This is a genomic window from Baekduia sp., from assembly GCF_035318805.1.
Taxonomy (GTDB): domain Bacteria; phylum Actinomycetota; class Thermoleophilia; order Solirubrobacterales; family Solirubrobacteraceae; genus Baekduia.
This window is the reverse complement of record NZ_DATHDY010000085.1, coordinates 1-24,045: the sequence shown is the minus strand read 5'-3', so window position 1 is coordinate 24,045 and position 24,045 is coordinate 1. Positions and strand designations below refer to the sequence as shown.

Here is a 24,045-nt window from a genome sequence, read left to right as displayed (position 1 = left end):
GCTGGTGCGCCGCACAGATGTGCTGATCGGCTGCTCGCTGGCCACCGGCCGCCGACGGGTCATGTGGGTCATCGACCGCCACGACCGCTTCTACGAGCAGATCCGCATTCGCGGCGCCTGGGTGGCCTACGTCGTCAACAACGGCGAACGCTCGGACCACACGCAATGGCTCTACCGCGACGATGCCACTCACGCCCACCGGCGCGAGCTACGGCTCACCGGAGCCGTCGCGGAGGTCGCAGTCGGCCCGGCCGGCACGATGGCCTACCTCGCCGGCGGCGCCCCGTCGCTGCAACTGCTGCTCGACCGCCGCGGCGCCGCGGTCTTGCTCGTCGACCAAGGCTTCGAGCTGCGCTCCGTGCGCTTCGCCGCCGACGACCGCCTGACCTGGCACCACAAGACCACATCGATGACCGCGGGCATCAACGCCCCCGACCACTGCGCCACCGGCCACGACAGCGGCGCGCTCGCGCTCGCCGTGACCCACACGGCCACCTCCGCGACCGTCTGCTGGCGCGCCACCGGCGCCACCCGCACCCTGACCGCCGACCCGATCACGCGCGTCGCCGTCGGCGGCTCCTGGCTGGCCGTCGGCACCGGCACCGGGCAGATCCTCACCGCCGACGTCCTCAGCAGCGCCGGCGAGACGATCCCCGCTCCCGACGCCGGCGAGTGGATCCCCGCTCCCGACGTCGACGAGCTCGCCATCGACGCCCACGGCTCCGTCGCCTGGACCACTCCGGGAGACGCCACGCACCCTGCACAGGTCTGGGCCCACGACGCCGCGGGCACCCGCCAACTCGGCGCCGAGGAATCCCTCGGCTACCTCGGCTTCGACGGATCCGCCCTCCGCTGGGGCAACCACAGAACCACCCTGCAACCCTAGGCTGCGCAAGCGTGCGTCGGGCGCCCGCGACACGTCACGCGCGCCTGATCGGGCGGCAGCTTTGAGTCCGCGTGCCGGAATCCGGCGCGCGGCCGATACCGTGAGGCGAAATGAGCCGCCGCACGAAGATCGTCGCCACGATCGGTCCCGCATCTGGCAACCCCGAGACCCTCGTGCGGATGATCGAGGCGGGCATGGACGTCGCCCGCCTCAACTTCAGCCACGGCACCCACGAGCAGCATGCGGAGACCGCGCAGCTGGTGCGCGACGCGGCCAACCGCGCCGGGCGTCCGGTCGCCCTGCTGCAGGACCTCCCCGGTCCCAAGCTGCGCATCGGGCCGCTGGTCGAGGGCACGGTCGAGCTGAAGGTCGGCGACAAGGTCGTCTTCGAGTGCGGCCGTGACGACGGCCCCGGCGACGCCCGCCGCATGAGCATCAGCTGGGAGGGCCTGCCGCGCGCGATCGACCCCGGCGAGGTCCTCTACCTCGCGGACGGCTCGGTGCGGCTGCGCGCGACCGCGGTGCGCGTCCCCGAGCTGGAGGTCGAGGCCGAGGTCGAGGTCGGGGGCACCGTCGCGTCGCGCCAGGGCCTGAACATCCCGGGCCCGGCCGACGAGCTGCCCTCGGTGCCCGAGGAGGACTTCGCCCACCTCGAGGCCGGCATCCGCATCGGCGTCGACATGGTGGCCTTGAGCTTCGTCCGCCGTCCCGAGGACGTGCTGACCGTGCGCGAGCACACGCGCGTCCCGCTGATCGCCAAGATCGAGAAGCCGCAGGCCGTGGAGCTGGCCGACGAGATCGTCCGCGTCTCGGACTGCATCATGGTCGCCCGCGGCGACCTCGGGATCGAGCTGCCGATCGAGGAGGTGCCGATCGTGCAGAAGATGCTCATCGACCTCGCGGGAGCGCATGCGCGGCCGGTCATTACCGCGACGCAGATGCTCGACTCGATGGTCAGCTCGTCGCGCCCGACGCGCGCCGAGGTGGCCGACGTCGCCAACGCGATCCTCGACGGGACCGACGCCATCATGTTGTCCCAGGAGAGCGCCGTCGGGCTCTACCCGGTCGGCGCCATCGCGATGATGGACGCGATCGCCAAGCACACCGAGAAGCACGCGCCCTACCAGCGCTGGCGCGAGACGCGCGTCAAGCGCGACCACCGCGATCCGTCCTACACCGTCGCGCACGCCGCCTGTCAGGCCGCCAGCGAGCTGGGGCTCGACGCGATCGTGGTCCCGACGCTGTCGGGCCGCTCGGCGCGCCTGATCTCGGCCCACCGCCCCGACGTGCCGATCTACGCCCTCTCCCCCGGCCGCGAGACCGTGCGCCGGTGCATGCTGATGTGGGGCGTCAAGGCGGCGTCGATGAAGCGCCACGAGGTCACCGAGGAGCTGATCGCCGACGCGTGCCGGCGTGTCGTCGAGCTCGGCTGGCTGCGCCCCGGCCAGCGCATCGGCGTCACCGCGGGCCTGCCCAGCGGGCGCCCGGGCACGACGAGCCTGTTCCAGGTCCAGGAGCTCCAGGACCCGGGCCAGACCGTGCGCCGCCGGCGCGACTGACCGATTGTTAAGGGGTCTGACCCCTCAGCGAGGGGTGCGGAGGTCGCGGCGGGCGAGCAGGAGCCCGGCGAGCGCCATGGCGACCAGCACCACGAAGGCGGCGATCGCCTCCGGGGAGCCGAGGTCGTTCAGGCTGCCCCCGAGCGCGGTGTAGGCGAAGGCGCGCGGCGCGCACCCGAGCGCGGTCGCGCCGGCGAACGCCCCGAGCGTCACCGGTGACAGGCCGGCGGCGTAGTTGACCAGGTTGTAGGGGATGCCGGGCGCGAGGCGCGCGTAGAGCACCGAGAGGAAGCCGCGGCGGCCGACCCACGCGCGCAGCGCCGCCAGCCGCCGGCCCTGCAGGTGGTCGACCGCGTCGTGGGCCAGCCAGCGCGCGAGGCTGAAGGCCAGCACCGCGCCGACCGTCGCGGACGTGATCGAGACGGCGGTCCCCAGCGCCGTGCCGAAGAGCAGGCCCGAGGCGCCCGACAGCAGCGGGCCCGGGAACAGGCAGACGGTCAGCAGCGACGAGACCACGACGAACACGATCGGCCCGGCGACGCCGTAGCCGTCGACCCAGCCGCGCACGCGCTCCGACGACAGCGACCCGCTCGACGCCACCGCCACGAAGGCGCCGACCATCAGCGCCGCGAGGAAGCCGAGGCGCAGCAGCGCCCGGCGGCGCTCACCGGGCGTAGAACTCGGCCTCCTCGCGGCCGAGCTCGGTCACGGGCTCGTCGCCGTAGACCCACTCGCGGGCGATGCGGTTCCAGTTCGCGGTCGCCCGCAGCTGGCTGATCACCGCGAGGGTCAGCATCTCCAGGCGGCGCCCGAAGAGGTGCTCGGGCGGCAGCGTCTCGTGGCGCATCTTGCCCCACCAGCGCGAGCGCGGATCGCTCATCTGGATCATCACGTCGGTGGCGATGTCGGGCGTCAGCGCCATCTCGGCGTCCAGGGTGTACCAGCCGGTGAGATCCGTGAACTGCTCAAGGATCGAGTCGGCGTCGTAGTACTCGGGCTGCCCGAGCCAGCCCCCGCGGTGCAGGTGCTCGATGAGGTCCTGCCCGCGCCCCTCGATCCCCAGGCGCTGCGTCTGCAGCTCGTACTCGGCGACGTCGTCGGAGATCCGCTTGAACAGGCCGAAGTCCAGGAACGCCATGCGGCCGTCGTCGAGCAGCAGGCAGTTGCCGGGATGCGGGTCACCGCTGAACTGGTGGTGGCGGTACATCGAGCCGAAGTAGAACCGGAAGATGATCTCGCCGATCCGGTTGCGCTCCGCCTCGGAGCAGGTCTTGAACTCCTCGAAGCGGCGGCCGGTGACGTACTCGCTGACGATCACGCGCTCGTGGCTGAGCGACGTGTACACGTCGGGGATGACCACGAACGGGTGCCCCTTGTAGATGCGCGCGAGCGTGCGCTGGTTCTGCGCCTCGAGCTCGTAGTCGAGCTCCTCCTCGATGCGCCCGCGGATCTCGGCGCCCAGCTCCTGCGGATCGAGCCCGGGCGCGACGCTCTTCATCAGCCGCAGGATGATCCCGAGGTTCTGCAGGTCCGAGCGCACCGCGCGCGCGACGCCGGGGTACTGGACCTTGACCGCGACGTCCTTGCCGTCGTAGCGCGCGCGGTAGACCTGGCCGATCGACGCCGCCGCGATCGGCGACGGGTCGAAGGACTCGAAGACCTCGTCGAGCGTCTCGCCGTACTCCTCCTCGAGGACCTTCTTCATGTCCTTGAACGAGACCTTCGGCGCCGCGTCGCGCAGCTTGGCCAGCTCGGCCTGGAACTCCTCGCGGAACTCCTCCGGCACGAGGCCGACGTCCAGGAACGACATCACCTGGCCGAGCTTCATCGCCGCGCCCTTCATCGTGCCCAGGGCGGCGACGATCTGCTTGGCCGTCTCGACCTGACGGCGCGCCATGGCGTCCTGGGCGGCGTCCTCGTCGCGCGTCAGGTTGGCCGCGCGCGTCGCGGCCTGCTTGGCTCCCTGCGTCGCGGCGAGGCGCCCGACCTTCGCGGCGCGCGCCCATCGCGAGGTCGGGATGCGATCGTCGCGCGCCATCAGGCGCCGCGCTGCACCTGGCTGCCGGGCACGATGTCGTCGCGCCCGTCCGGCCAGCGGACCCACGCCTTGTGGCCCCCGTCGTAGTCGTCGCCGAGCAGGACGAGCGTCGCGGGCTGGCCGAAGGCCGTGCACGGCTCGTCGCCCTCGGGGTCCAGCCCGCGCCACACGCGGATGAACGAGTTGGTGTCGAACTCCTCGGCGACCGTCGACGGATCGGTGTGCCCGGGCTGGATCACGGTCTCCGGCGGCAGGGCCATGAGCGTGTCCATGATGGAGGACTTGAGATCGGCGTACGACGTGCTGCCGGGCGCGCGCACGCCGCCGACGGAGTTCTTGAAGAGCGTGTCGCCGGTGAAGACGTTGCCCTCGACCAGGAGCCCGAGCATCCCGGCCGTATGCCCGGGAATGGCGAGGGTCTGCACGTCCAGGCCACCGGCGTGGACGGTCTCGCCGGCGTCCATCGTGCCGGTGGCGCTCGGGACGTCGGCGCGCTCGGCCGGATGGATCAGCACCTGCACGTCGGGCCAGCGCTCGAGGATCTGCCCGACCTCGGAGACGTGGTCGCCGTGGTGGTGGGTCAGCAGGACGTGCGTCGGCGTGAGGTCGTGGCGCTCCAACGCCTCGAACAGGGGCTCCATCGGGCCGCCGGCGTCCACGAAGAACGCCTCGCCGCCTTCCCCGGCGGCCACGAGGTAGGTGTTCGAGAGGAATGTCGGATGCATGGAGCGCTCGAGGATCATGCGGGTAGATTGACAGTCTGATGCCCGAGCTCATCCACACCTGTTACCGGATCGGCGACATCGACCGATCCGTCGCGTTCTACGAGGCCCTCGGCTTCGAGGAGCGCCGGCGCATGGACCTGCCCGACGGAGCCATCAACGTCTTCATGGGCATTCCCGGCGACGGCGACCGCCTCGAGCTGACCTGGAACCCCGGCGTCGAGTCCTACGACCTCGGCACGGGCTACAACCACATCGCGCTGACCGTGCCCTCGCTCGACGACACGCTCGGCGAGCTGTCCAAGAAGGACATCGGCCCGGAGAAGCCGCCCTACCACGTCGGCCAAAACGGCCCGTTGATCTGCTTCGTGCGGGATCCGGACGGCTATCGCATCGAGCTGATCCAGCGCGGCGGCGGGGTCTAGGCCAGGCGACCCTCAGCATCGCTGCTCAGCAGACGATGTACTCGATGAACACGAGCGAGGCGGTCGGGTTGTAGACGAGGTCGCCGCCACCGCTTGACGAAATCGTGACGACGCCCGATGCGCCACCCGTGGTTCCGAAGAGCGCGTTGCAGGCCGGCGAACCGTCCCAGCTGGCGCCGAGCGTCTGCGAGAATCCGGTGACGATCGAGAGCTTTCCCGTGTCGTTGTCGTACTTGAACTTGTAGGATCCGTGGCTCGGCAGCCAATTGTTGTAGATGCTGAAGCCGCAGCCTCCGCTGGCGGCTGAGCAGCTGAACCCGTACGCCTGACCGGTCACGACCACGGGGTGGTAGTCCGCCGAGTTGGCGTCGTTCGTCACGTTGGCACAACTGCTCACCGTCGCACCATTGCTCCCGACGGTGCACGAGGAGAAGACCGGCGTCTCGTCGGCCAGGTGCACCCACGTGCCGGCGGCCGGTCCATCGGGGCCGAAGACCTTGCCCGAGAACGATGTGCTTGCGCAGTTGATTGTGACGTTCGTCCCGCCTGAGCCGACCGTCGGGTCGATCAGGATCGAGGCGCCTCCGCCGCTGGCCGACCAGGCGGTTCCCGCCGCCGATCCGGTGCTCTTCCACCCCATTGTCGCCTCCGCCGAAGACACTCCGGCCGATACGAGCAGCATGGCAAGCATAAGCACCTTCAACCCACGAGGCATGACTGCCCCTTTCGATGGAGACGTACCGTCACCTCGGCTGAGAACCCTGTGAGGATCTCAGAGCGGTTGTGGCGGCGCCAGAGCCGGCTGGCATGAGGAGAGCGCGCTGCGGTCCTCGGCTGTCGTTCATTCGACTACCAAACGGAGATCGCATCGAGCGCGATCCGGAAGGCGTTGCACGGGCAGAGTCGGGTCATTGTGCGCCGGGGTCGGTGTGAGCCTCGGCCCTCAGCGCGCATGCGTCGTCAGACCTCGCGAGGGATACTCATGCGGATGCGTCCCGGCCCCGCACCTACGAATCGACGCCAGCCGTCGTTCACCCGACAACTCGACGGCGGCGGGGTCTAGGCGACCCCGCGCATGCTGGACGCCGCGCACAAGCTGATGCTGCAGGCGGTTGCGCAGGGGCGGGCGCCGGCCGAGCCGCCGCCCGCCCTGCGACGCCTCGAGGCGACCGGCCTGGCCGTCTTCGTCGACGGCACGTGGGCCGTCACGGAGGCGGGCCGCGTGGCGCTGGCCTCCGAGAGCGACACGGGCTCCGACATCAAGGCCCGCATCACCGCCTGGTTCACGACGTAGCGAGCGCGAGCACCGCGTCCAGCCCGTGCGGTTCGCCCGCCCGGCTCATCGGCAGCAGGAGCGTGCGGATGCCCAGCGCCGTCGCGCCGCCGTCGGCCGACGGGTGGTCGCCGACCATGAGCGTCGCGTGGGGCGGGGAGTCGAGCGCCGCGCACGCGGCGCGGAAGATCGCGGGATCCGGCTTGGCGGCGCCGACCTCGTAGGAGAGCACGCACGCGTCGAGGTGCTCAAGGACGCCGACAGCGGCGAGCGCGGGCCGGATGTCGAAGCCCACGTTGCTGACCGCGGCCGTCCGGATGCCGCGGGCGCGGAGGCTCGCCAGGACCGGGGCCGCGTCGGGGTACGCGGTCCAGCCGGCGGGGTCGAGCCCGTCCTCGTACAGCGCCTCCGCCAGCCGCGGATGCGGGAGCACGACCGTCGACAGCAGCCCCACGTACGCCGCGCGATGCGCAGCGGGGTCCAGGTCGCGGCCGGCGTAGGCGGCGGCCAGCTCCGGCGGCACGGTCGCCGGATAGGGGCCGCCCGGCCGTCCCGCGGCCTCGAGCTCCTCGCCCAGCGCGCTCGCCTCGTCGGCGCCGAGCGTCAGGCCGACCGCGGCCGCCGCCCGCGACAGCCATCCGCTGCGCTCGGCCGGCATCGTCAGCGTGCCCGCCACGTCGAACAGCACGGCCTGCAGTGGCTCGCTCATGACCCGTACCGCCGCGCCGTGGCGCAGCCGCGCTAGGAGGCCACGGCCGCGGCGCCGGGCACGGTTCCCGCGGGCGGCATCGTCTCGGCGAGCACCGCGCGGTGGGTCGGGCGGGCCGCCTCCCAGCGGGCGCGGCCCTCGGGGGTGAGGTGCGCGAAGATGCCGCGGCGGTCGTTCGCGCACATCGCGCGGTGCACGAGCCCGTCGGCCTCGAGGCGCCCGATGAGGCGCGACAGGGCGCTCTGGCTCAGGCAGACCGCCCCGGCAAGCTCCTGCATGCGGCTGCCGAACTCGTCGGACGTCGTCGCGAGGTGCTCCAGCACCTCGAACTCGCTCAGCCCGATCCCGTGCTCCTTCTGCAGCGCCTTCTCGAGGGCGTGGCAGACCCGGGCGTGGCACTGGGACACGTCCCGCCACGTCGCGACCAGTTCGGAGTCCTCACGGACGACCTCGGACACCGGAGGCATTATACCGGACCCGAACAATATTTGCCTTCACAATTCTTGCACATGCATTGCTTGCGCATGCATGTATTGTACCGGCATGGCCTCACCCTCCTCCCCTTCGCACCACGTCACCGACGGCCGCTGGGACGCCCGCCTCTGGGGCGCGCTCATCCTCCTCTGCGGCGTGGTGTTCCTCGACGGGCTCGACGTCTCCATGGTCGGCGTCGCCCTCCCCTCCATCCGCCAGGACCTGGGCCTCTCGACCGCGCAGCTGCAGTGGATCGTCAGTGGCTACGTGCTCGGCTACGGCGGCCTGCTGCTCCTCGGCGGCCGGGCGGCCGACCTGCTCGGACGCCGGCGCGTCCTGCTCATCGGCCTCGTGGTCTTCACCGCGGCGTCGATCTTCGGCGGCCTGGTCAGCGACCCGAACCTCCTGATCGCGACCCGCTTCCTCAAGGGCGCAAGCGCCGCGTTCACCGCGCCGGCCGGGCTGTCCTACATCACGACGACGTTCGCCGAGGGCCCGGCGCGCAACAAGGCGCTGAGCGTCTACGCCGCCACCGGCGCCTCCGGCTTCTCCTCCGGCCTGATCCTCGGCGGACTGTTGACCGAGGCCGGCTGGCGCTGGACGTTCCTGCTCCCCGCCCCGTTCGCCCTGGCGATCCTGCTGCTGGCCCCGCGCCTGCTGGTCAAGGACCAGCCGGCCGAGCGCACGCGCGGCGCGTTCGACATCGGCGGCGCTGTCACCATCACGGCCGGCATGCTCCTGCTCGTGCGCACCGTCGTGCGGGCGCCGGAGATCGGCTGGGCCTCGGCGGGCACCGTCGTCTCGTTCACGATCGCCGTCGCGCTGCTGGCCGCCTTCGTGGCGATCGAGCGGCGCGTCGCCCAGCCGCTCGTGCGGCTCGGGATCTTCCGCTCCGGGCACATCGTCCGCGCCAACCTCGGCGGGATGGCCGTCTTCGGCGGGTACGTCGGCTTCCAGTTCGTGGCGACCCTGTACCTCCAGGGCGTGCTCGGCTGGTCGGCGCTGGAGACGGCGCTGGCGTTCCTGCCGGCGGGTCTGCTGGTGGCCTTCGGGGCTCCGCGCGTCGGCGCACTGGTCGAGAAGTTCGGCTCAGCCGCCGTCGTCACCGCCGCGTTCGTCGCCTTCGCGGTGGGCTACGCGCTGTTCCTCCGCGCCGGCGAGAACCCCAACTACATGCTGGTGATCCTGCCCACGATGCTCCTCCTCGGGACCGGCTTCGCGCTCGGCTTCCCGACGCTGAACATCCAGGCGACCAACGGCGTGGCCGACCACGAGCAGGGCCTGGCCTCCGGCCTGGTCAACACCTCGTTCCAGGTCGGCGGCGCGATCGTGCTGGCCGTCGTCAGCGCGGTCGTCGGCAACGGAACGGCCAGCGGCGCCGACGCGCAGTCGTTCCTCGACGCGTCCCACACGGCAGTGGGAGTGGTGACCGGCGTCGCCCTTCTCGGACTGGTCACGGCCCTCAGCGGCCTGGCCTGGCGCCGGCGCCCCGCGCTGGCGGTCGAGAACCTCGGCGCCTGACGTACCTGACCCCTCCCTCCTCCCCACAGGCTCCGGCCCGGCCGCGCGACCGCGCGGCCGGGTCGACCTGTACCCGCAGCCCGGTCTAGTCTCAGACCTCGCATGGCCGACGAACGCCGCATCGCCGTCTGCGACCTGGGGTCCAACTCCTTCCGCCTGGTCGTCTTCACCGCCGCCGAAGGGTGGTGGCGCCGCACCGACGAGATCCACGAGGCGGTGCGCATCGGCGCCGGCCTCGCCGAGACCGGCCGGCTGAGCGCGGCGGGCATCGCGCGCGCGCTGGCCACCGCCGAGGTCTTCGCCCACTTCTGCGCGGCGACCGGCATCACCGAGATCGACGCGGTGGCCACGAGCGCGATCCGCGACGCGTCCAACGCCGAGGAGTTCCTCGACCGCTGCGCGCTGCCCGTCCGCGTGCTCAGCAAGGAGGAGGAGGCGCGCATGGGCTACCTCGCCGCGGTCAACTCCACCACCTTGGCCGACGGCGCCGTGCTCGACCTCGGCGGCGGCTCGATGCAGCTGGTCCGCGTCGCCTCGCGCCACGCCGTCGAGCTGCAGTCCTGGCCGCTCGGTGCCGTGCGGATGACCGAGCGCTTCGGCCTCGGCGACGGCCCGGCCTCCAAGAAGCAGCTGAAGGCCCTGCGCGACTTCGTGGCGCAGCAGCTCGCAGACGCGCCGTGGCTGCCGAAGTCCGGCCAGCGGATGGTCGGCATCGGCGGCACGGTCCGCAACCTCGCCGCCGCCGTGCAGCGCGCCGAGGGCGTTCCGGAGTTCGGCGTGCAGGGGTTCGTGGTGGAGCGGCAGGCGGTCGGCGAGCTCGTCGATCGGCTCGCCGCGCTGCCGGCGGCCGGCCGCGCCAAGATCCCCGGCATCAAGTACTCGCGCGCCGACCTGATCCTCGCCGGCGCCGCCGTCGTGGAGGCCGTGCTGGACATCGGCGGCTTCGACGCGCTCGAGGCGACCGAGGCCGGCCTCCGCGAAGGCGTCTTCTTCGCCCGCCACCTGGCCGGCGATCCGCCGCTCTTCGACGACGTGCGGCGCTCGTCGGTGCTGAACCTCGCCGCGCAGTACCACGTCGATCCCGCGCACACCGAGCACGTCGGGCGCCTGGCGCTCGGCCTCTTCGACGACCTCGCCGCCGCCGGGCTGCACGCCGGCGACGCGCGGGAGCGCGAGCTGCTGTGGGCCGCGTGCGTGCTGCACGACATCGGGATGAGCGTCGACTACGACGACCATCACAAGCACTCGCGCTACCTGGTGCTGAACTCGGGCCTGCCCGGCTGGGACCAGCGCGAGGTCGCGCTCATCGGTCAGGCCGTTCGCTTCCACCGCAAGGGCATGCCCGCGCTCGGCGCCTTCGAGAAGCTGATGCACGACGGCGACATGGCGATCCTCGACCGCTGCGCGCTCCTGCTGCGCCTGGCCGAGGACCTCGAGCGCAGCCGCGACCAGCTGGTGCGCGAAGTGCACGTCGAGCTCGAGGACGCGCAGGTCCGGCTGGGTCTTCACGCCGACGGCGACGTCCGCGTCGCCCGCTGGGCGGCGAGCCGCGAGACCGAGCTGTTCCGGCGCGCCTTCGCGCGCGACCTCATGGTCGCGGCGGCCGGCGCCGCCTAGCCACACCGCGCGCAGCGCCATAGGCTGCGCGTCGTGGGCAGCCTGGAGACAGGGGCACTCGTCGGGCGCCGCGTCGAGCTGCAGCGGCTCGCGGCGGTCGTCGACGGCCGGCCCGCCGGCCGCGGCGCCGCGCTGGTGGTCGAGGGTCCGCCCGGCGTCGGCAAGAGCGCGCTTCTGGCAGCGATCCGCCCGGCCGGCGGCACGGTGCTGAGCGCGACGGGCGCCGAGACCGAGATCGACCTGCCCTTCGCCGGCCTGGCCGAGCTGCTGCATCCGGTGCTCGGGCGGCTCGACGCGCTCGCGCCGGTGCAGCGCGCGGCGCTGCGCGGAGCGCTGGCCCTCGACGCCCCGGCGCCGGTCCAGGACCGCGGGCTCGTCCTCCACGCCTTCGTGGCGCTGCTGCGCGCCGTGACGCAGGACGGGCCGCTCCTGCTCTGCGTCGACGACGTGCAGTGGCTGGATCCGTCGTCGCAGGAGGCGGTCGCCTTCGCCGCGCGCCGGGCCGAGCGCCTCGGCGTCGCGGTCGTCGTCGTGCGGTCGCTGCGCGGCGCGCCGGTCGAGCCGTGGCCGGGTGTCCCACGCCTGGTGCTCGGCGACCTGGCGCGCGCCGACGCGCTGGCGCTCGCCCGTGCCCGCGGCGTCACCCCGGCCGTCGCCGAGACGCTCGTCGACGCCCTCGGCGGCAACCCGCTGGCGCTCACCGAAGCGCCCGCGCAGCTGACCGCCGACCAGCGCGCCGGACGCGCCGCGCTGCCCGAGCCCCTACCCGCGGGCGAGCGCCTGCAGCGCGCCTACGCCGAGCGGCTCGCCGAGCTGCCGGCGCCCGCCCGGCGCGCCTTGGTGCTGCTCGCCGCCAGCGGCGACGGCGCCGCGGGTCCGCTGGCGGCGGCCCTGGGCGCCGGGATGGTCGCCTTCGGCCCCGCCGAGGAGGCCGGCCTGGTCGCCGTCGCGCCGCGCCAGGTCCGGTTCACCCATCCGCTGGTGCGCACCGCGGTTCTGCAGGACGCGGGCGCGGCGGCCCGGCGCGCGGCCCATCGGGCGCTGGCCGAGACCGTGCCGGAGCACGAGCGGGCGTGGCACCGGGCCGCCGCGGCCGACGCACCCGACGAGGAGCTGGCCTCCGCGCTCGAGGCGCACGGCCACGACGCCCGCGAGCGCGGCGCCCCGGCCACGGCGGCGCTCGTCTTCGAGCGCGCCGCGGCGCTCAGCCCCGCGCGCGGCGCGGCGACGGCGCGCACGCTGGCCGCGGCCGCCATGGCCACGGTCGCCGGCCGGCCGGCGGCCGCCAAGGCGCTGCTCGACGCCCTGCTGCCGTCGATCGACGATCCCCTGGCGCGGGCCGACGTGCAGCTGCTGCGCGGTATGGCGATGCAGCACATCGGGCGCCCGATGGCGGCCTACGCGCTGCTGGAGCAGGAGGCCGACCGCGTCGTCGCGCGGGACCCGGCGCGGGCCGCGGGCCTGCTCACCCAGGCGGGCGTCGCGCTCGTGGCGCACGGGACGGTGAGCCGGCTGGCGGCACTCGCCGAGCGCGCCGTGGCGCTGGCGCCGCCGGGCGGGGAGCTGATCCCCGCGGTGCTGCACGCCTCGGCGCTCGCGAGCCTCGGCGAGCACGCCCGGGCGCGGGCGATGCTGCGCGAGCGGGCGCCCGCGCTCGCGGCGCTCGATCCCACCGGGCCGGGCCACGAGATCCTCTCGGTCGCTGCGCTGTGCCATGTCTGGATGGAGGACTACGAGGACGCGGAGCGGCTGCTGACGTGGCTCGTCGACACCAGCCGCGCCCGCGGCGCGATCGGCGCGCTCCCCTTTCCCCTGTCGGTCCTCGCCGGCCTGCACCTGCGCCGTGGATCGTTCGCCGAGGCCGACGCGCTCACCGCCGAGGCCGTGGGGCTCGGCGAGGAGGCGGTCGGCAGCTTCCTGCACTCGGTCGCGCTCGTCAACGCGGCGTTCGCGGCCGCGCACCGCGGCGACGCCGAGGCGTGCTCCGCGCACGCCGGGCAGGGGCGCGAGATCGCGCAGCGACTGGAGCTCACGTCGACGCTGGCGTGCGCCGAGCAGGCCCTGGGGTTCCTCGCGCTCGGGTCCGGAGACGCGCCGGCGGCGGTGCGCCACCTGGAGCGCGCGCGAGAACACACGCAGCGCCTCGGCTCCCGCGACCCGTCGTTCCTGTACACCGGCGCCGATCTCGCCGAGGCGTACGCGCGGGTGGGGCGCGTGGACGAGGCGGCGGAGCTGGCCGACGAGCTGGCCGCCGGCGCGGAGGCGACCGGGAGCGCCTGGGCCGCGGCCGCGGCGGCGCGCTGCCGGGCGCTGACCGGTCCCGACCAGGCGCTCGACGCGCACCTGGCCGTCGCGCTGGCCGCGCACGCCCGCGTGCCGCTGCGCTTCGAGCTGGCCCGCACGCGCCTGTGCTTCGGCGAGCGCCTGCGCCGCGCGCGGCGCCGCGCCGACGCGCGCGAGCACCTGACCGCCGCGCACGAGACGTTCGTGGCGCTCGGCGCGCCGCACTGGGCGCGCCGGGCCGAGCAGGAGCTGGCCGCGACGGGCGCGCGCCGCGGCGCCGCGTCGGGACGAGCCTCCGACGCGGCGCTCACGGCGCGCGAGCGCGAGGTGTGCCGGCTCGTCGCCGGCGGCGCGACCAACGCCGAGGCCGCCGCGGCGCTCTTCCTCTCGGCCCGCACTGTGGAGCACCACCTGCGGATGGCGTACCGCAAGCTCGGCGTGCGCTCGCGCAGCGAGCTGACCGCGCACGTCGTCCGGCTCGGCGAACGCTAGCTAGGAGCGTGGGTCGCTCACCGCCGCGGGTTTCGCCCCCTGGGCGAACACCCGCAAGGGAACCTGGCCCTCTGGGCCAGTGTTCCCCTACGCGGCGTTCGGGGTCTCGATCGAGATGCGCGGCGCGGGCGGGGCGACCGCGTCGGGCAGCAGCACGTCGGCGGCCGGCACCGGCCGGCCGTACAGGAAGCCCTGGACCACGGGACAGCCCATCTTGCGCAGCAGGTCGTCCTGGTCGGCGGTCTCGACGCCCTCGGCGATGACGGTCAGGCCCATCCGATGCGCGAGCGTCAGCACCGCCTCCACCACGGCACGATCCTCCGTGCTGCGCACGAGGTCGGCGACGAACGAGCGGTCGACCTTGACGACGTCGACCGGCAGCGTCTTGAGATGGGTCAGGGAGGAGTAGCCGAGGCCGAAGTCGTCGAGCGCGACGCGCACGCCCAGGCGGCGCAGGGCGTCGAGCGCCATGCGCGCCATGTCGGGGCGGCGCAGCACCGCGGTCTCGGTGACCTCGAGGCAGACGGACCCCGCGGGCACGCCGGTCTCGCGCAGGGCGCGCTCCACGACGGCGACGAAGTCGGGCTGCGCGAGCTGGCGGGCGGAGACGTTGACCGACACCCACAGCTCGCGGCCCTGGGCGCGCCAGGCAGCGAGCTGCCGGCAGGACTCCTCGAGCACCCAGGCGCCGATCGGGACGATCAGGCCGTCGTCCTCGGCGATCCGCAGGAACGCGCCGGGCAGCAGCTCCCCACGGCTCGGGTGGTCCCAGCGAAGCAGCGCCTCGCAGCCGATGGGGCTGCCGTCGGACATGGAGACCAGGGGCTGGAAGACGACGCGCAGCTCGTGGCGCTGCAGGGCGCCGCGCAGCTGGGCGGCGAGCTCCAGGCGGGCGCGGACCTCGGCGGCCAGCGCCGCGTCGAAGACCTCGGCGTGGCCGCGGCCCTGGGCCTTGGCGCGGCGCAGCGCGACGTCGGCGTCGCGGATCAGGTCCTCGGGGTCGACGCCGGAGTCGCGGGCGACCGCGACGCCGACGCTGCCGGTCACCATGACCGGGCCGTTGCGGGTCGGGATCGGCCGGGAGAAGGCGCCGTGCACGCGCTCGATGACGGCCTCGATGCCCGAGGCGCCGCCGTCGGCCAGGCCCTCGGCGACGACGAGGAAGCGGTCGCCGCCGAAGCGCCCGACGGTGTCGGCGGCGCGCAGGCGCTCGGTGAGACGGTCGGAGATGGCGCGCAGGACGATGTCGCCGCCGGCGTGGCCGTGCGTGTCGTTGATCGTCGTGAGGTCGTCGATGTCGACGAGCAGCGCGACGGCGGCGCCGGCGCTGCGGCCGAGCCGTGCGACCGCGGCGCCGAGGCGGTCGGTGGCCAGCGCGCGGTTGGCCACGCCGGTCAGCGCGTCGTGCAGGCTGTGGCGCTCGAGCTCCTTGCGCGTGGTGATGTCCTTGGCGACCGCGCTCCACTCCTCGCCGTCCCAGCGGGCGCTCCACAGCAGCCAGCGCCAGACGCCGTCACGGGTGCGCAGCCGGTTCTCGTAGCGCGTCGTGCACGGGTTCGGTCCCATGGCGCGCGCGATCTCCTGGCAGGTGCGCTCGAGATCCTCGGGATGGACGAAGTTCAGGAAGGGCTCGGCCATGAGCTCGTCGCGGGTCCAGCCCAGGACCGATTCCCACTCCGGGTTCAGACAGGTGAAATAGCCGCGGCGATCCGCGATGGCGAGCAGGTCGGGCGAGTGCTCGAAGAAGCGCTCGACGTCCCCCTTGGACGACCCCATGTTCCGGCTGGTCGGTCCGAAGGACCAAGAACTTGAGCGTTCCTGTGCCGTTTTGGGCGCATCCTCCCGCCTGAGCGGGAGGTTCTGCGCCCGGGCGCGAGCCTTCTAGAAGTCCTCGCGCTGCCCGCCGCCGGGCGCGATCGTGATGCCCCGCTCGGCCGCGACCGCCTCGACGACGTCGGCCTCCTCGGCCTCGCGCTCGAGGTTCTCGTCGTGATCGCCGTCGCAGAGCACGCGGAAGTTGCCGGTCACGCCGCTGTCGGCGTGGATCGTGATGCCCGGCAGGATCTGCTCGCCCTCGTCGAAGCCGAGGCGCTCGAGGTCGAAGTGCGCCAGCCCGATCCCGTACGCGTTGTGCGAGGGGTTCTCACGATCGTGGGAGTTGATCGCGATCTGGAAGGCCTGGAGGTTCTTGGCGATCTTCGACGGGTCGGACATCGCCTGCAGAGGCTACCCGGCCGCGGCGCGCCTGGCGACCCGGCTGACGAGCGCCCCGGTGCGGGGCGCGGGCAGCCGGTGGCGCTCCGCGTGGTGCAGGACCGCGCCGCCGATGGCGTCGAGCTCGTGGTCGGGCCGGCCGGCGGCCAGGTCGGCCCGCAGCGAGGACGACGCGCCGTCGGGCAGGCCGCGCAGCTCCTCGACGATCTGCTCGGCGTCGATCGCGGCGCCCTCGGCGTCCGCGACCGCGGCGACCTCGCGCGCCACGGCCTCGGCCTCGGGCCGCACGGCGCCCAGCGGCGCGTCGGCCGCCGCGGTGGCGAGCGCGAGGCCGGCGAGGCGGCTGAGCTTGGCCCACAGCACGTCGCGCTCGGCGCCGCCGTCGAGGACCTCGATCCCGGCGGCGGCGAGCGCGCGGGTCAGCGCGGGGGTGCCCGGCTGCGCGATCGCGATCGTCAGGAACGGCGCGCGGTGGATCACGTGCGTGGGACTCTCCCGGTGCGCCTGCACGCGCGCGGTGCCCGCCACGACCCGCTCGCCGAAGCGCGCGCGCAGCACTGCCATGTGATCGACGCCGTTGAGCAGTGGGACGACCACATCGGGCTCGCCCTCGATCCGCTCCAGCGCGGCCACCAAGTGCGGGGCCTTGACGGCGACCAGCAGCGCGCCGGCGGGCTCGCCCAGGCGCGCCTCCGCTCGCAGCGGCACGTGGCCATCGCCGAGCAGCGGGCTCTCGACCAGCACCCCGGTGCGCCGCAGTAGCTCCACGGTCGGCTCGCGGGTGATGACGATGGTGTCGGTGCCGGCGCGGGTCAGCGCCGCGCCGACCAGGGCGCCCACGGCCCCGGAGCCGAGGATCGCGACGTCGGGCATCGCGCGCCGGCTACGTCTCGTCCTCGGACCGCAGCCACTGACGGCCCACGGCCGGGGCCTCCCAGGCCAGCATCGCGTCGAGGAGCTCCTCGGCGTCGGGGGCCGAGAGCAGCAGCCTGCGGTGGTCGAGGCCGACGAACTTCTCGGCCGTCATGTGGTCCAGCAGCGCGGTGAGGGGCCGCCAGAACCCGTCGGTGTCGAGCAGGCCCATCGGCTTGCGGTGCAGTCCGAGCTGGGACCACGACAGCATCTCGACGATCTCCTCGAGCGTGCCGATGCCGCCGGGCAGGACGACGAACGCGTCGGCCAGGTCGGCCATCAGCATCTTGCGCTCGTGCATCGTCTCGACCACGCGGAGGTCGGTCACGCCGTGGTGGCCGACCTCGCGGTCGTCGAGGAACCGCGGGATCACGCCCGTGACCTCGCCGCCGGCCTCGATCGTCGCGTCGGCGAGGACCCCCATCAGGCCCAGGCTGCCGCCGCCGTAGACGACGCCGGCGCCGCGCGCGACGATCCCGGCCGCCAGCGAGCGGGTCGCATTCGCGTAGGCGGCGCTCGCCCCGGGCGCCGATCCGGCGTAGACGCAGACCTTGTCGAACACCGGCTCGGCGGCGGTGTCGAAGGCGTGGGCCTCGCGCGCGCTCATGCGTCGACCAGCACGCCGGGGTTCAGGACGCCCGCCGGATCGACCGCGGCCTTGGCCGCCCGCAGCGCGGCCGCGAACAGGTCGGGACGCTGGGCGTCGTACCACGGCCGGTGGTCACGCCCGACGGCGTGATGGTGGGTGATCGTCCCGCCCGCGGCGAGGATGGCGTCGGAGGCTGCGTGCTTCATCGCCTCCCACTGTGCCACCTCGTCGCCGCGACGGGCGGGCGCGAGGACAGTGAAGTACGGCGCCGGGCCGTCGGGGTAGACGTGCGTCAGCCGGCAGGTGACGCGGCAAGGCTCGCCGAGCGCCTCGCGCACCGCCCCCGTCACCGCCGCGTGGAATGCGGGGAAGCGCTCCCACGTGATCGCCGTCTCGAACGTGTCGCTCAGCACGCCGAGCTGCAGCAGGGCGTCGCGGAGATAGGGCATCGCGATGAACGCGTCGCGCCACGTGCCGACCGCCCCGCCGGCGCCTCCGCGCGGCTCGTCGGGCTCGCCGCCGTGCTCGCGGCAGATCGCCAGCCCGCGGGCCAGCGCGCCGTCGACGTCGTGGTCGACGGACTCGAAGCCGAGCACGAGCACGGCGCGCTCGCGGTCGGTGGGCCCGAGCACGCCCGTCTGCCGGGCCTCGAGCGCGTCGACCAGCCGGCAGTTGGCCGGGTTCAGCCCCGACTGCGCCAGCGCGCGCACCGCCTCGGCGCCGTTCATGAAGTCCTTGAACCGGACCGCCCGCGCCGCCCGGAACGCCGGCTTCGGCTGCACGCGCACCCACGCCTCGGTGACGACGCCGAGGATGCCCTCGGAGCCCAGCAGCATCCGGTCCGGCGACGGTCCGGCGCCGCTGCCGGGCAGCCGGCGGCTCTCCCACGCGCCGGTCGGCGTGATCGCGCGGATCGACTCCACCAGGTCGTCGATGTGCGTCCAGACGGTGGCGAAGTGCCCGCCGGCGCGCGTGACGACCCAGCCGCCGAGCGTCGACAGCTCGAAGGACTGCGGGAAGAAGCGCATCGTCAGCCCGTGCTCGGCCAACTGGGCCTCGAGCTGCGGCCCGGTCGCGCCGGCCTGGATCCGGGCCGCGCGCGAGACGGCATCGACTTCGACCACCCGGTCGAGGCCCGAGAGGTCCAGCGAGACCGTCCCGAGCCGGTCGCCCGGCACGCGGGGCTCGACGCCGCCGACGACGCTCGTGCCGCCGCCGAACGGGATGACCGCGACGTCCTCGCGCGCGGCCCACTCGAGCACCATCTCGATGTCGTCCTCGTGCCGGGCGAACGCCACGGCGTCGGGCGGATGGTCGATGCGGCCGCGGAACGCGCGCACCGTATCGGGGAACGAGCGGCCGTAGGCGTGCTCGATGCGGTCGCGCGGATCGACCGACCACGGCGCGCCGGCGGGCACGTCGACCCGCGGCTCGGGCAGGGCGATCGACTCCAGCGCGACGGGCTGCTCGACCGCGCCGATCGGGAAGCCGAGGACGTCGCGCACAGTCGGCGCCAGCGCGGCCGGATCGAGCTTGCGGTCCTCGAAGCCCCAGCCCCACCAGGCGCGGCGGCCGCTCATCGCGATGCCCGCCCCGCGCCGACCGCCCGGCGTCGCCGGCCGCCGCTCGCGCTCGCGCCCGCACCGACACCCCGCCGGATCCGCGCCATCGCGGCGCGCGGCCGCTGCTCGGCCGCCGCCTCGCTGCCCAGCAGCACCGTGGCCTGCGTGCTGAGCACGCCGCCGTTGCCGTGGGCGAGCACGACGTCCTCGTCGGCGTGGCGCACACGGCGCACGGCCTCCACCAGCAATGGCAGGCCGTTCATCCCGGGGTGCGCGTAGCTCAGGCCGCCGCCGGCGGTGTTGACCGGCAGGTCGCCGCCGGGCGCGATGCGGCCGCCCTGCACGAACGCGCCGCCCTCCCCCTTGGCGCAGAACCCCAAGTCCTCCAAGAACAGGATCGGGGTGATGGTGAAGGCGTCGTAGAGCTGCGCGCTGTCGACGTCTGCGGGCCTGAGCCCGGCCTCGGCGAACGCGCGCTCGCCCGACTCGACCGCGGCGGTCACGGTGACGTCGGGCATCGAGGAGACGTGGCGGTGGCCGTGGGCCTCGGCGGCGCCGAGGACGAACACCGGCGGCCGGCGCAGCGCGCGCGCCCGGGCCTCGGTGGTCACGACGATCGCCGCGCCGCCGTCGGTCACCAGGCAGCAGTCGCGCACGCCCAGCGGATCGCAGACGCGCGGCGCGGCCAGCACGTCGGCGACCGTCAGCTCCTCGCGCGACCAGGCGCCGGGATTGCGCTGCGCCCAGCGACGCGCGCTGACGGCGACCTCGGCGAGCTGCTCGCGGGTCGTCCCGTACTGGTGCATGTGGCGCGCGGCCGAGAGGGCGTACGCACCCACCGGCAGCAGCGGCCGGTACGGCGCCTCCCACCGGTCGAGCTCCTGGGCCGAGGCCTTCGCGCGGCCGACCGAGCGCTGGGTCGACCCGTAGGCGATGAGCGCCACGTCGCAGAGCCCGGCGGCGATCGCGGCGCGCGCATGGTTGACGTGGGCCATCGGCGACGCGCCGCCGATCATGGTGGAGTCGGTGTGGCGGGGGCGGATGCCGAGGTCCTCGGCGAGGTCCACGCTCGCCCACCGCAGCTGCGTCGAGGCGGCGAAGACGCCGTCGACGTCGGCCGGTGCGAGCCCCGCGTCGGCCAGCGCGAGCCGCGCGGCCTCGGCCATCACGTCGGCCGCGTCGAGGCCCGGCAGCGCCAGGCCCATCTGCGCCTCGGCGGCGCCGACGATCGCGATGCCGGTCATGCGTCCTCCGTGAACACCGGCAGCGGCGGGGCGTCCGGCTCCTCGCAGTCCTCCCACGCGAGCCGCACGCGCAGGCCGATCGTCACGTCCTCGGGCGCGAGCCCCACGACCCGGCTCATCATCCGGAAGCCCTCGTCGAGATCGACCAGCACGACGCCGTACGGCGCGCCGTCGCGCGGGCGCACGACGGTCGCCGAGTAGACGGTCCCGCGGCCGGCGCTGACACGCCACGTCTCGTAGCCGACGCGCGGTCGGAACACCGGCCGGCCGGCGGGATCGACCTGGTAGGCGAGCTCCCGCTGGCGGCAGTGCTCGGCGTAGACGTCCGCGGGAGAGCGCTCCAAGACGCCGCAAGCGTACCTTTAGGGCGATGACGCAAGCGTCTGCCCCCGCGCTGCTGGCCCGCGGCCCCTGGCGCGCGGACCAGGTTCGCGCGGTCTGGCGCGGCGAGCCGTTCGTCGCCGCGGGCGAGAAGGTGGAGGCCGCGGACGCGGCGATCCAGGCCCTGCGCGACCGCGACTCGCCCAGCCACGACGGCACCGCGGCGCGCCTCGTGCACTACGAGGCGGTCGACGGCCAGTTGCACATGGAGTTGCAGCCGATGCGCTGGGCGCTGCGCCTCGTGGAGGGCGACGCCTCGGAGTCGATGGCCGCCCTCTGCATCACGCGCGACAGCGAGGGACGGTGGCTCGCGGGGCGCCGCGCGCCGTGGCTCGCCTCGTGGGCGGGCCGCTGGGCGCTGGGCGCCGGCGGCGCGGTCGACGAGGGCGAGAGCCCGTTCACCACGCTGACGCGGGAGCTGCAGGAGGAGTGGTCGGTGACCGCCGACCGGGTCCAGGGCGAGGCGCTCGTGCGCCTGCCGCACCGCCTGGTCATGTTCATCGGCCAGGCGTGGCTGCCGGCCGGCGCGGAGGTCGTCCCCGACCACGAGCACGACCGCTACGCGTGGTGGCCCGCCGACGTCGACGCGTGGCCCGACGAGGCCGACGACACGCTGCGCCGGATGGCGCGCATGTTCGCGTGACGCGCACGACCCCGTTCACGCCGTCGTTCACGACGCTGAAGTACCTGTCCTTCACGCACTCCACGATCTACGCCGTGCTGCTCGGCGTGTGGCTCGTGCCGGGGCTCCACCCGTGGGAGTTCGTCTTCGGCCTGGCCCACGGCCTGGGCTGGATCCTGATGTGCGTGCTGTGCATCGAGGCGCTGCGCACGCGCGTGATCCCGCTGCCCCTGGCGGTCGCGGTGGCCGTGATCGGCGCGGTCGGACCGTTCGTCGGCTCCTACGAGTTCGTCCGCGAGCAGCGACGCAGGACCCTAACCGCCCCTAACACACACGAGCGCTAGAGTCGAACAAAGAGACATGGCCGTCGAAGCCGCAGCGATCCAAGTCACCCTCCCCGCTATGGGCGAGTCGGTGACGGAAGGCACCATCCTTGAGTGGCACAAGCAGGAGGGTGACACCATCGAGGCCGACGAGATCCTCGTCGAGGTCTCGACCGACAAGGTGGACGCGGAGGTGCCCTCGCCAGCGAGCGGGACCGTCGTGAAGATCCACTACGCCGAGGGCGACACCGTAGAGGTGGGCTCCGTGCTCGCCGACATCGCGGTCGGCGCCGGCGACGGCGGATCGCCCAACGGCGGCGACGGGAGCAGTCCGCCCACCACTGAGGCATCCTCTGCGAGCCAGGCCCCGGGCGAGGTCGTCGACATCACGACGCCCGCCGGCGGCGAGTCGGTCACCGAGGGCACCGTCCTCGAGTGGACGGTCAAGGTCGGAGACGCCGTCGAGGACGGCGACACGGTCGTCGAGATCTCCACCGACAAGGTCGACATGGAGCTGCCCGCGCCCGCGGCCGGCACGATCACCGAGATCCTCGCCGGCGAGGGCGAGACGGTCGTCGTCGGCCAGGTCATCGCGCGCATGCAGCTCGGCGCCGGCGCGCCCGCCGGCGCGGCGAAGGCCCCGGCGCCCGCCGACGGCCAGGTCGCCGCGACCGGCAACGGCGCGGCCGCCGTCCCCGACGGCACCAAGGTCTCCCCCGTGGCCGCGCGCGTCGCGAGCGCCGAGGGCGTCGACCTCGCCGGCGTCGCCGGCACCGGCACGCAGGGCCGCATCACCAAGGACGACGTCCTCGAGGCCAAGGCGAACGGCGGCAAGGTGATTGCCAAGGCCGGCGGCGCAGCGATGGGGCTGCGCGGCACCGGCACACGCACCGTCCTCAAGGGCGGCGCGGCGATGCTCGCGCGCTACATGGACGAGTCGCGCGAGCTCCCGACCGCGACCTCCTTCCGCACCATCACCGTCACGGCGATGGACGCGCGCCGCAAGCAGCTCAAGGAGGCCGGGCAGAAGGTCTCCTTCACCCATCTGATCGCCTACGCGATCTCGCTGGCCGCCCAGCAGGACATGCCGGTCATGTCCCATCACTTCGACACGGTCGACGGCAAGCCGACCCGCATCGACGACGGCGCCGTGAACCTCGGCATCGCCGTCGACGTCGAGAAGAAGGACGGCTCGCGCACCCTCATGGTGCCGGTCATCCGCGACGCCGGGCGCCTGAGCTTCCAGGACTTCAAGGCCGCCTTCGACGCGCTGATCGGCAAGGCGCGCGAGAACAAGTTGACCGCCGACGACCTCACGGGCGCCAACGTCCAGCTGACCAACCCGGGCGGCATCGGCACGATCGCCTCGGTCCCGCGCCTGATGAAGGGCAACGGCACGATCGTCGCCACCGGCTCGATCGCCTACCCCGTCGGCCTCGGCAACATCGGCGACATGATCGGCGCCGAGAAGGTCATGACCATGACCTCGACGTACGACCACCGCGTCATCCAGGGCGCGGAGTCGGGCCGGTTCCTGCAGGTCGTCGAGAGCTACCTCCAGGGCGAGAACGGCTTCTACGACGGCGTCTTCGCCTCGCTGGGCGCCACGCTGGGCCCGGCGCCTGCGCCGCCCGCCCCGGCCGCCGCCGCCGCTGCCGCGCGCGAGTCGCGCGCCGGCGACCGCCGCGCCCCGGTCATCGACGAGGAGCTGCTGCAGGCGGTGCAGGCGGCGACGTCGCTGCTCAAGGCCCACCGCACGCACGGCCACCTCGCCGCGCGCCTCGACCCGCTGGGCACCGAGCCCGAGGGCGATCCGGCGCTCGATCCCGACACCGTCGGGCTCACGCCGCAGCTCATGGCCCAGATCCCGGCCAAGATCCTGCGGATGCACGTCCCCGGCGCGACGCTGGCCGACGCGCTGCCGCACCTGCGCGAGACCTACTGCGGGACGATCGCCTACGAGATCGAGCACCTCGCCTCGCACCGCCAGCGCACCTGGCTGCGGGAGAAGATCGAGGGCGGCGAGTACCGCAAGCCGCTCACCACCGAGGAGCAGAAGGCGCTGCTGACGCGCCTCGTCGAGGTCGACGCGTTCGAGCGCTTCATGCACAAGGCCTACCTCGGCCAGAAGCAGTTCTCGATCGAGGGCCTCGACATGACGGTCCCGATGATCGACGAGATGATCCAGCTCGCCGCGGC

At 73.8% G+C, this 24,045-nt stretch carries 23 protein-coding genes; 10 read left to right on the top strand and 13 right to left on the bottom strand.

Annotated elements, in window-relative coordinates:
- The first annotated feature begins 4 nt into the window (after positions 1–4).
- Both VK501_RS18950 and pyk read left to right on the top strand, forming a co-directional pair.
- Positions 5–886, top strand: a complete 882-nt coding sequence (locus tag VK501_RS18950; RefSeq protein ID WP_324340116.1) for a hypothetical protein — start codon at positions 5–7, stop codon at positions 884–886.
- 110 nt (positions 887–996) lie between these two features.
- Positions 997–2,445: a pyruvate kinase gene (gene pyk / locus VK501_RS18945; RefSeq protein ID WP_324340114.1), complete on the top strand. Its 1,449-nt coding sequence runs from the start codon at positions 997–999 to the stop codon at positions 2,443–2,445.
- Between the two features lie 24 nt (positions 2,446–2,469).
- On the opposite strand, the gene VK501_RS18940 is transcribed toward pyk, so the two are convergent.
- From VK501_RS18940 to VK501_RS18930, 3 genes are read right to left on the bottom strand one after another with little or no spacing between them, the layout of a single operon-like run.
- Entirely contained in the window at positions 2,470–3,066 is a 597-nt protein-coding gene (locus VK501_RS18940; protein ID WP_324340112.1) for a TVP38/TMEM64 family protein, read from the bottom strand.
- Between the two features lie 43 nt (positions 3,067–3,109).
- Complete coding sequence (locus tag VK501_RS18935) at positions 3,110–4,483, bottom strand: AarF/ABC1/UbiB kinase family protein (RefSeq protein WP_324340110.1); 1,374 nt, start codon at positions 4,481–4,483, stop codon at positions 3,110–3,112.
- Positions 4,483–5,208, bottom strand: coding sequence for an MBL fold metallo-hydrolase (locus VK501_RS18930; protein ID WP_324340108.1), 726 nt, complete (start codon positions 5,206–5,208; stop codon positions 4,483–4,485). The genes VK501_RS18935 and VK501_RS18930 overlap by 1 nt, the downstream gene beginning before the upstream one ends.
- A 38-nt stretch (positions 5,209–5,246) precedes the next feature.
- Here VK501_RS18930 and VK501_RS18925 point away from each other — a divergent pair, with 38 nt between their 5' ends.
- Entirely contained in the window at positions 5,247–5,630 is a 384-nt protein-coding gene (locus tag VK501_RS18925) for a VOC family protein (protein WP_324340106.1), read from the top strand.
- 25 nt (positions 5,631–5,655) lie between these two features.
- Here VK501_RS18925 and VK501_RS18920 read toward each other — a convergent pair whose 3' ends face one another.
- Complete coding sequence (locus VK501_RS18920) at positions 5,656–6,312, bottom strand: hypothetical protein (protein WP_324340104.1); 657 nt, start codon at positions 6,310–6,312, stop codon at positions 5,656–5,658.
- 393 nt (positions 6,313–6,705) lie between these two features.
- On the opposite strand from VK501_RS18920, the gene VK501_RS18915 reads away from it, so the two are divergent.
- Positions 6,706–6,924, top strand: a complete 219-nt coding sequence (locus VK501_RS18915; RefSeq protein WP_324340102.1) for a hypothetical protein — start codon at positions 6,706–6,708, stop codon at positions 6,922–6,924.
- On the opposite strand, the gene VK501_RS18910 is transcribed toward VK501_RS18915, so the two are convergent.
- A complete protein-coding gene (locus VK501_RS18910) occupies positions 6,914–7,600 on the bottom strand; it encodes an HAD family hydrolase (RefSeq protein WP_414641195.1) in 687 nt (228 codons plus the stop codon). The genes VK501_RS18915 and VK501_RS18910 overlap by 11 nt on opposite strands.
- A 44-nt stretch (positions 7,601–7,644) precedes the next feature.
- Positions 7,645–8,079, bottom strand: coding sequence for a MarR family winged helix-turn-helix transcriptional regulator (locus VK501_RS18905; protein WP_414641194.1), 435 nt, complete (start codon positions 8,077–8,079; stop codon positions 7,645–7,647).
- Positions 8,080–8,155: 76 nt separating this feature from the next.
- On the opposite strand from VK501_RS18905, the gene VK501_RS18900 reads away from it, so the two are divergent.
- The 3 genes from VK501_RS18900 to VK501_RS18890 all read left to right on the top strand — a co-directional run bounded on the left by VK501_RS18900 (position 8,156) and on the right by VK501_RS18890 (position 13,999).
- Complete coding sequence (locus VK501_RS18900) at positions 8,156–9,607, top strand: MFS transporter (RefSeq protein ID WP_324340095.1); 1,452 nt, start codon at positions 8,156–8,158, stop codon at positions 9,605–9,607.
- Between the two features lie 102 nt (positions 9,608–9,709).
- A complete protein-coding gene (locus VK501_RS18895) occupies positions 9,710–11,224 on the top strand; it encodes a Ppx/GppA phosphatase family protein (protein ID WP_324340093.1) in 1,515 nt (504 codons plus the stop codon).
- A gap of 33 nt (positions 11,225–11,257) precedes the next feature.
- Positions 11,258–13,999, top strand: coding sequence for an AAA family ATPase (locus tag VK501_RS18890; RefSeq protein ID WP_324340091.1), 2,742 nt, complete (start codon positions 11,258–11,260; stop codon positions 13,997–13,999).
- Positions 14,000–14,086: 87 nt separating this feature from the next.
- Here the strand turns inward: VK501_RS18890 and VK501_RS18885 are convergent, their stop codons facing one another.
- From VK501_RS18885 to VK501_RS18855, 7 genes are all read right to left on the bottom strand, one after another.
- Positions 14,087–15,775 carry a putative bifunctional diguanylate cyclase/phosphodiesterase gene (locus VK501_RS18885; protein ID WP_324340088.1) on the bottom strand — a complete coding sequence of 563 codons (1,689 nt, stop codon included), beginning with the start codon at positions 15,773–15,775 and terminating at the stop codon, positions 14,087–14,089.
- A 105-nt stretch (positions 15,776–15,880) separates the two neighbouring features.
- A complete protein-coding gene (locus VK501_RS18880; RefSeq protein WP_324340086.1) occupies positions 15,881–16,213 on the bottom strand; it encodes a hypothetical protein in 333 nt (110 codons plus the stop codon).
- Positions 16,214–16,225: 12 nt separating this feature from the next.
- Positions 16,226–17,086, bottom strand: coding sequence for a ketopantoate reductase family protein (locus VK501_RS18875; protein WP_324340085.1), 861 nt, complete (start codon positions 17,084–17,086; stop codon positions 16,226–16,228).
- 10 nt (positions 17,087–17,096) lie between these two features.
- Positions 17,097–17,732 (bottom strand): TIGR00730 family Rossman fold protein, encoded by a 636-nt coding sequence (locus tag VK501_RS18870; RefSeq protein WP_324340083.1) that lies wholly within the window; start codon positions 17,730–17,732, stop codon positions 17,097–17,099.
- Positions 17,729–19,294 carry an FAD-binding oxidoreductase gene (locus VK501_RS18865; RefSeq protein ID WP_324340081.1) on the bottom strand — a complete coding sequence of 522 codons (1,566 nt, stop codon included), beginning with the start codon at positions 19,292–19,294 and terminating at the stop codon, positions 17,729–17,731. Before VK501_RS18865 ends, VK501_RS18870 begins: the two co-directional genes overlap by 4 nt.
- Positions 19,291–20,520 carry an acetyl-CoA acetyltransferase gene (locus VK501_RS18860; protein ID WP_324340079.1) on the bottom strand — a complete coding sequence of 410 codons (1,230 nt, stop codon included), beginning with the start codon at positions 20,518–20,520 and terminating at the stop codon, positions 19,291–19,293. The genes VK501_RS18865 and VK501_RS18860 overlap by 4 nt, the downstream gene beginning before the upstream one ends.
- On the bottom strand, positions 20,517–20,864 hold the full coding sequence (locus VK501_RS18855) for an OB-fold domain-containing protein (RefSeq protein ID WP_324340078.1): 348 nt from the start codon (positions 20,862–20,864) through the stop codon (positions 20,517–20,519). Before VK501_RS18855 ends, VK501_RS18860 begins: the two co-directional genes overlap by 4 nt.
- A 26-nt stretch (positions 20,865–20,890) precedes the next feature.
- Between VK501_RS18855 and VK501_RS18850 the strand changes: the two genes are divergently transcribed.
- The 3 genes from VK501_RS18850 to VK501_RS18840 all read left to right on the top strand — a co-directional run.
- Entirely contained in the window at positions 20,891–21,544 is a 654-nt protein-coding gene (locus VK501_RS18850) for an NUDIX hydrolase (RefSeq protein ID WP_324340076.1), read from the top strand.
- Positions 21,541–21,867, top strand: a complete 327-nt coding sequence (locus VK501_RS18845; RefSeq protein WP_324340074.1) for a hypothetical protein — start codon at positions 21,541–21,543, stop codon at positions 21,865–21,867. Before VK501_RS18850 ends, VK501_RS18845 begins: the two co-directional genes overlap by 4 nt.
- Positions 21,868–21,937: 70 nt before the next feature.
- Positions 21,938–24,045: 2-oxo acid dehydrogenase subunit E2 (locus tag VK501_RS18840; protein ID WP_324340073.1), on the top strand; the 2,108-nt coding region annotated here is incomplete at its 3' end.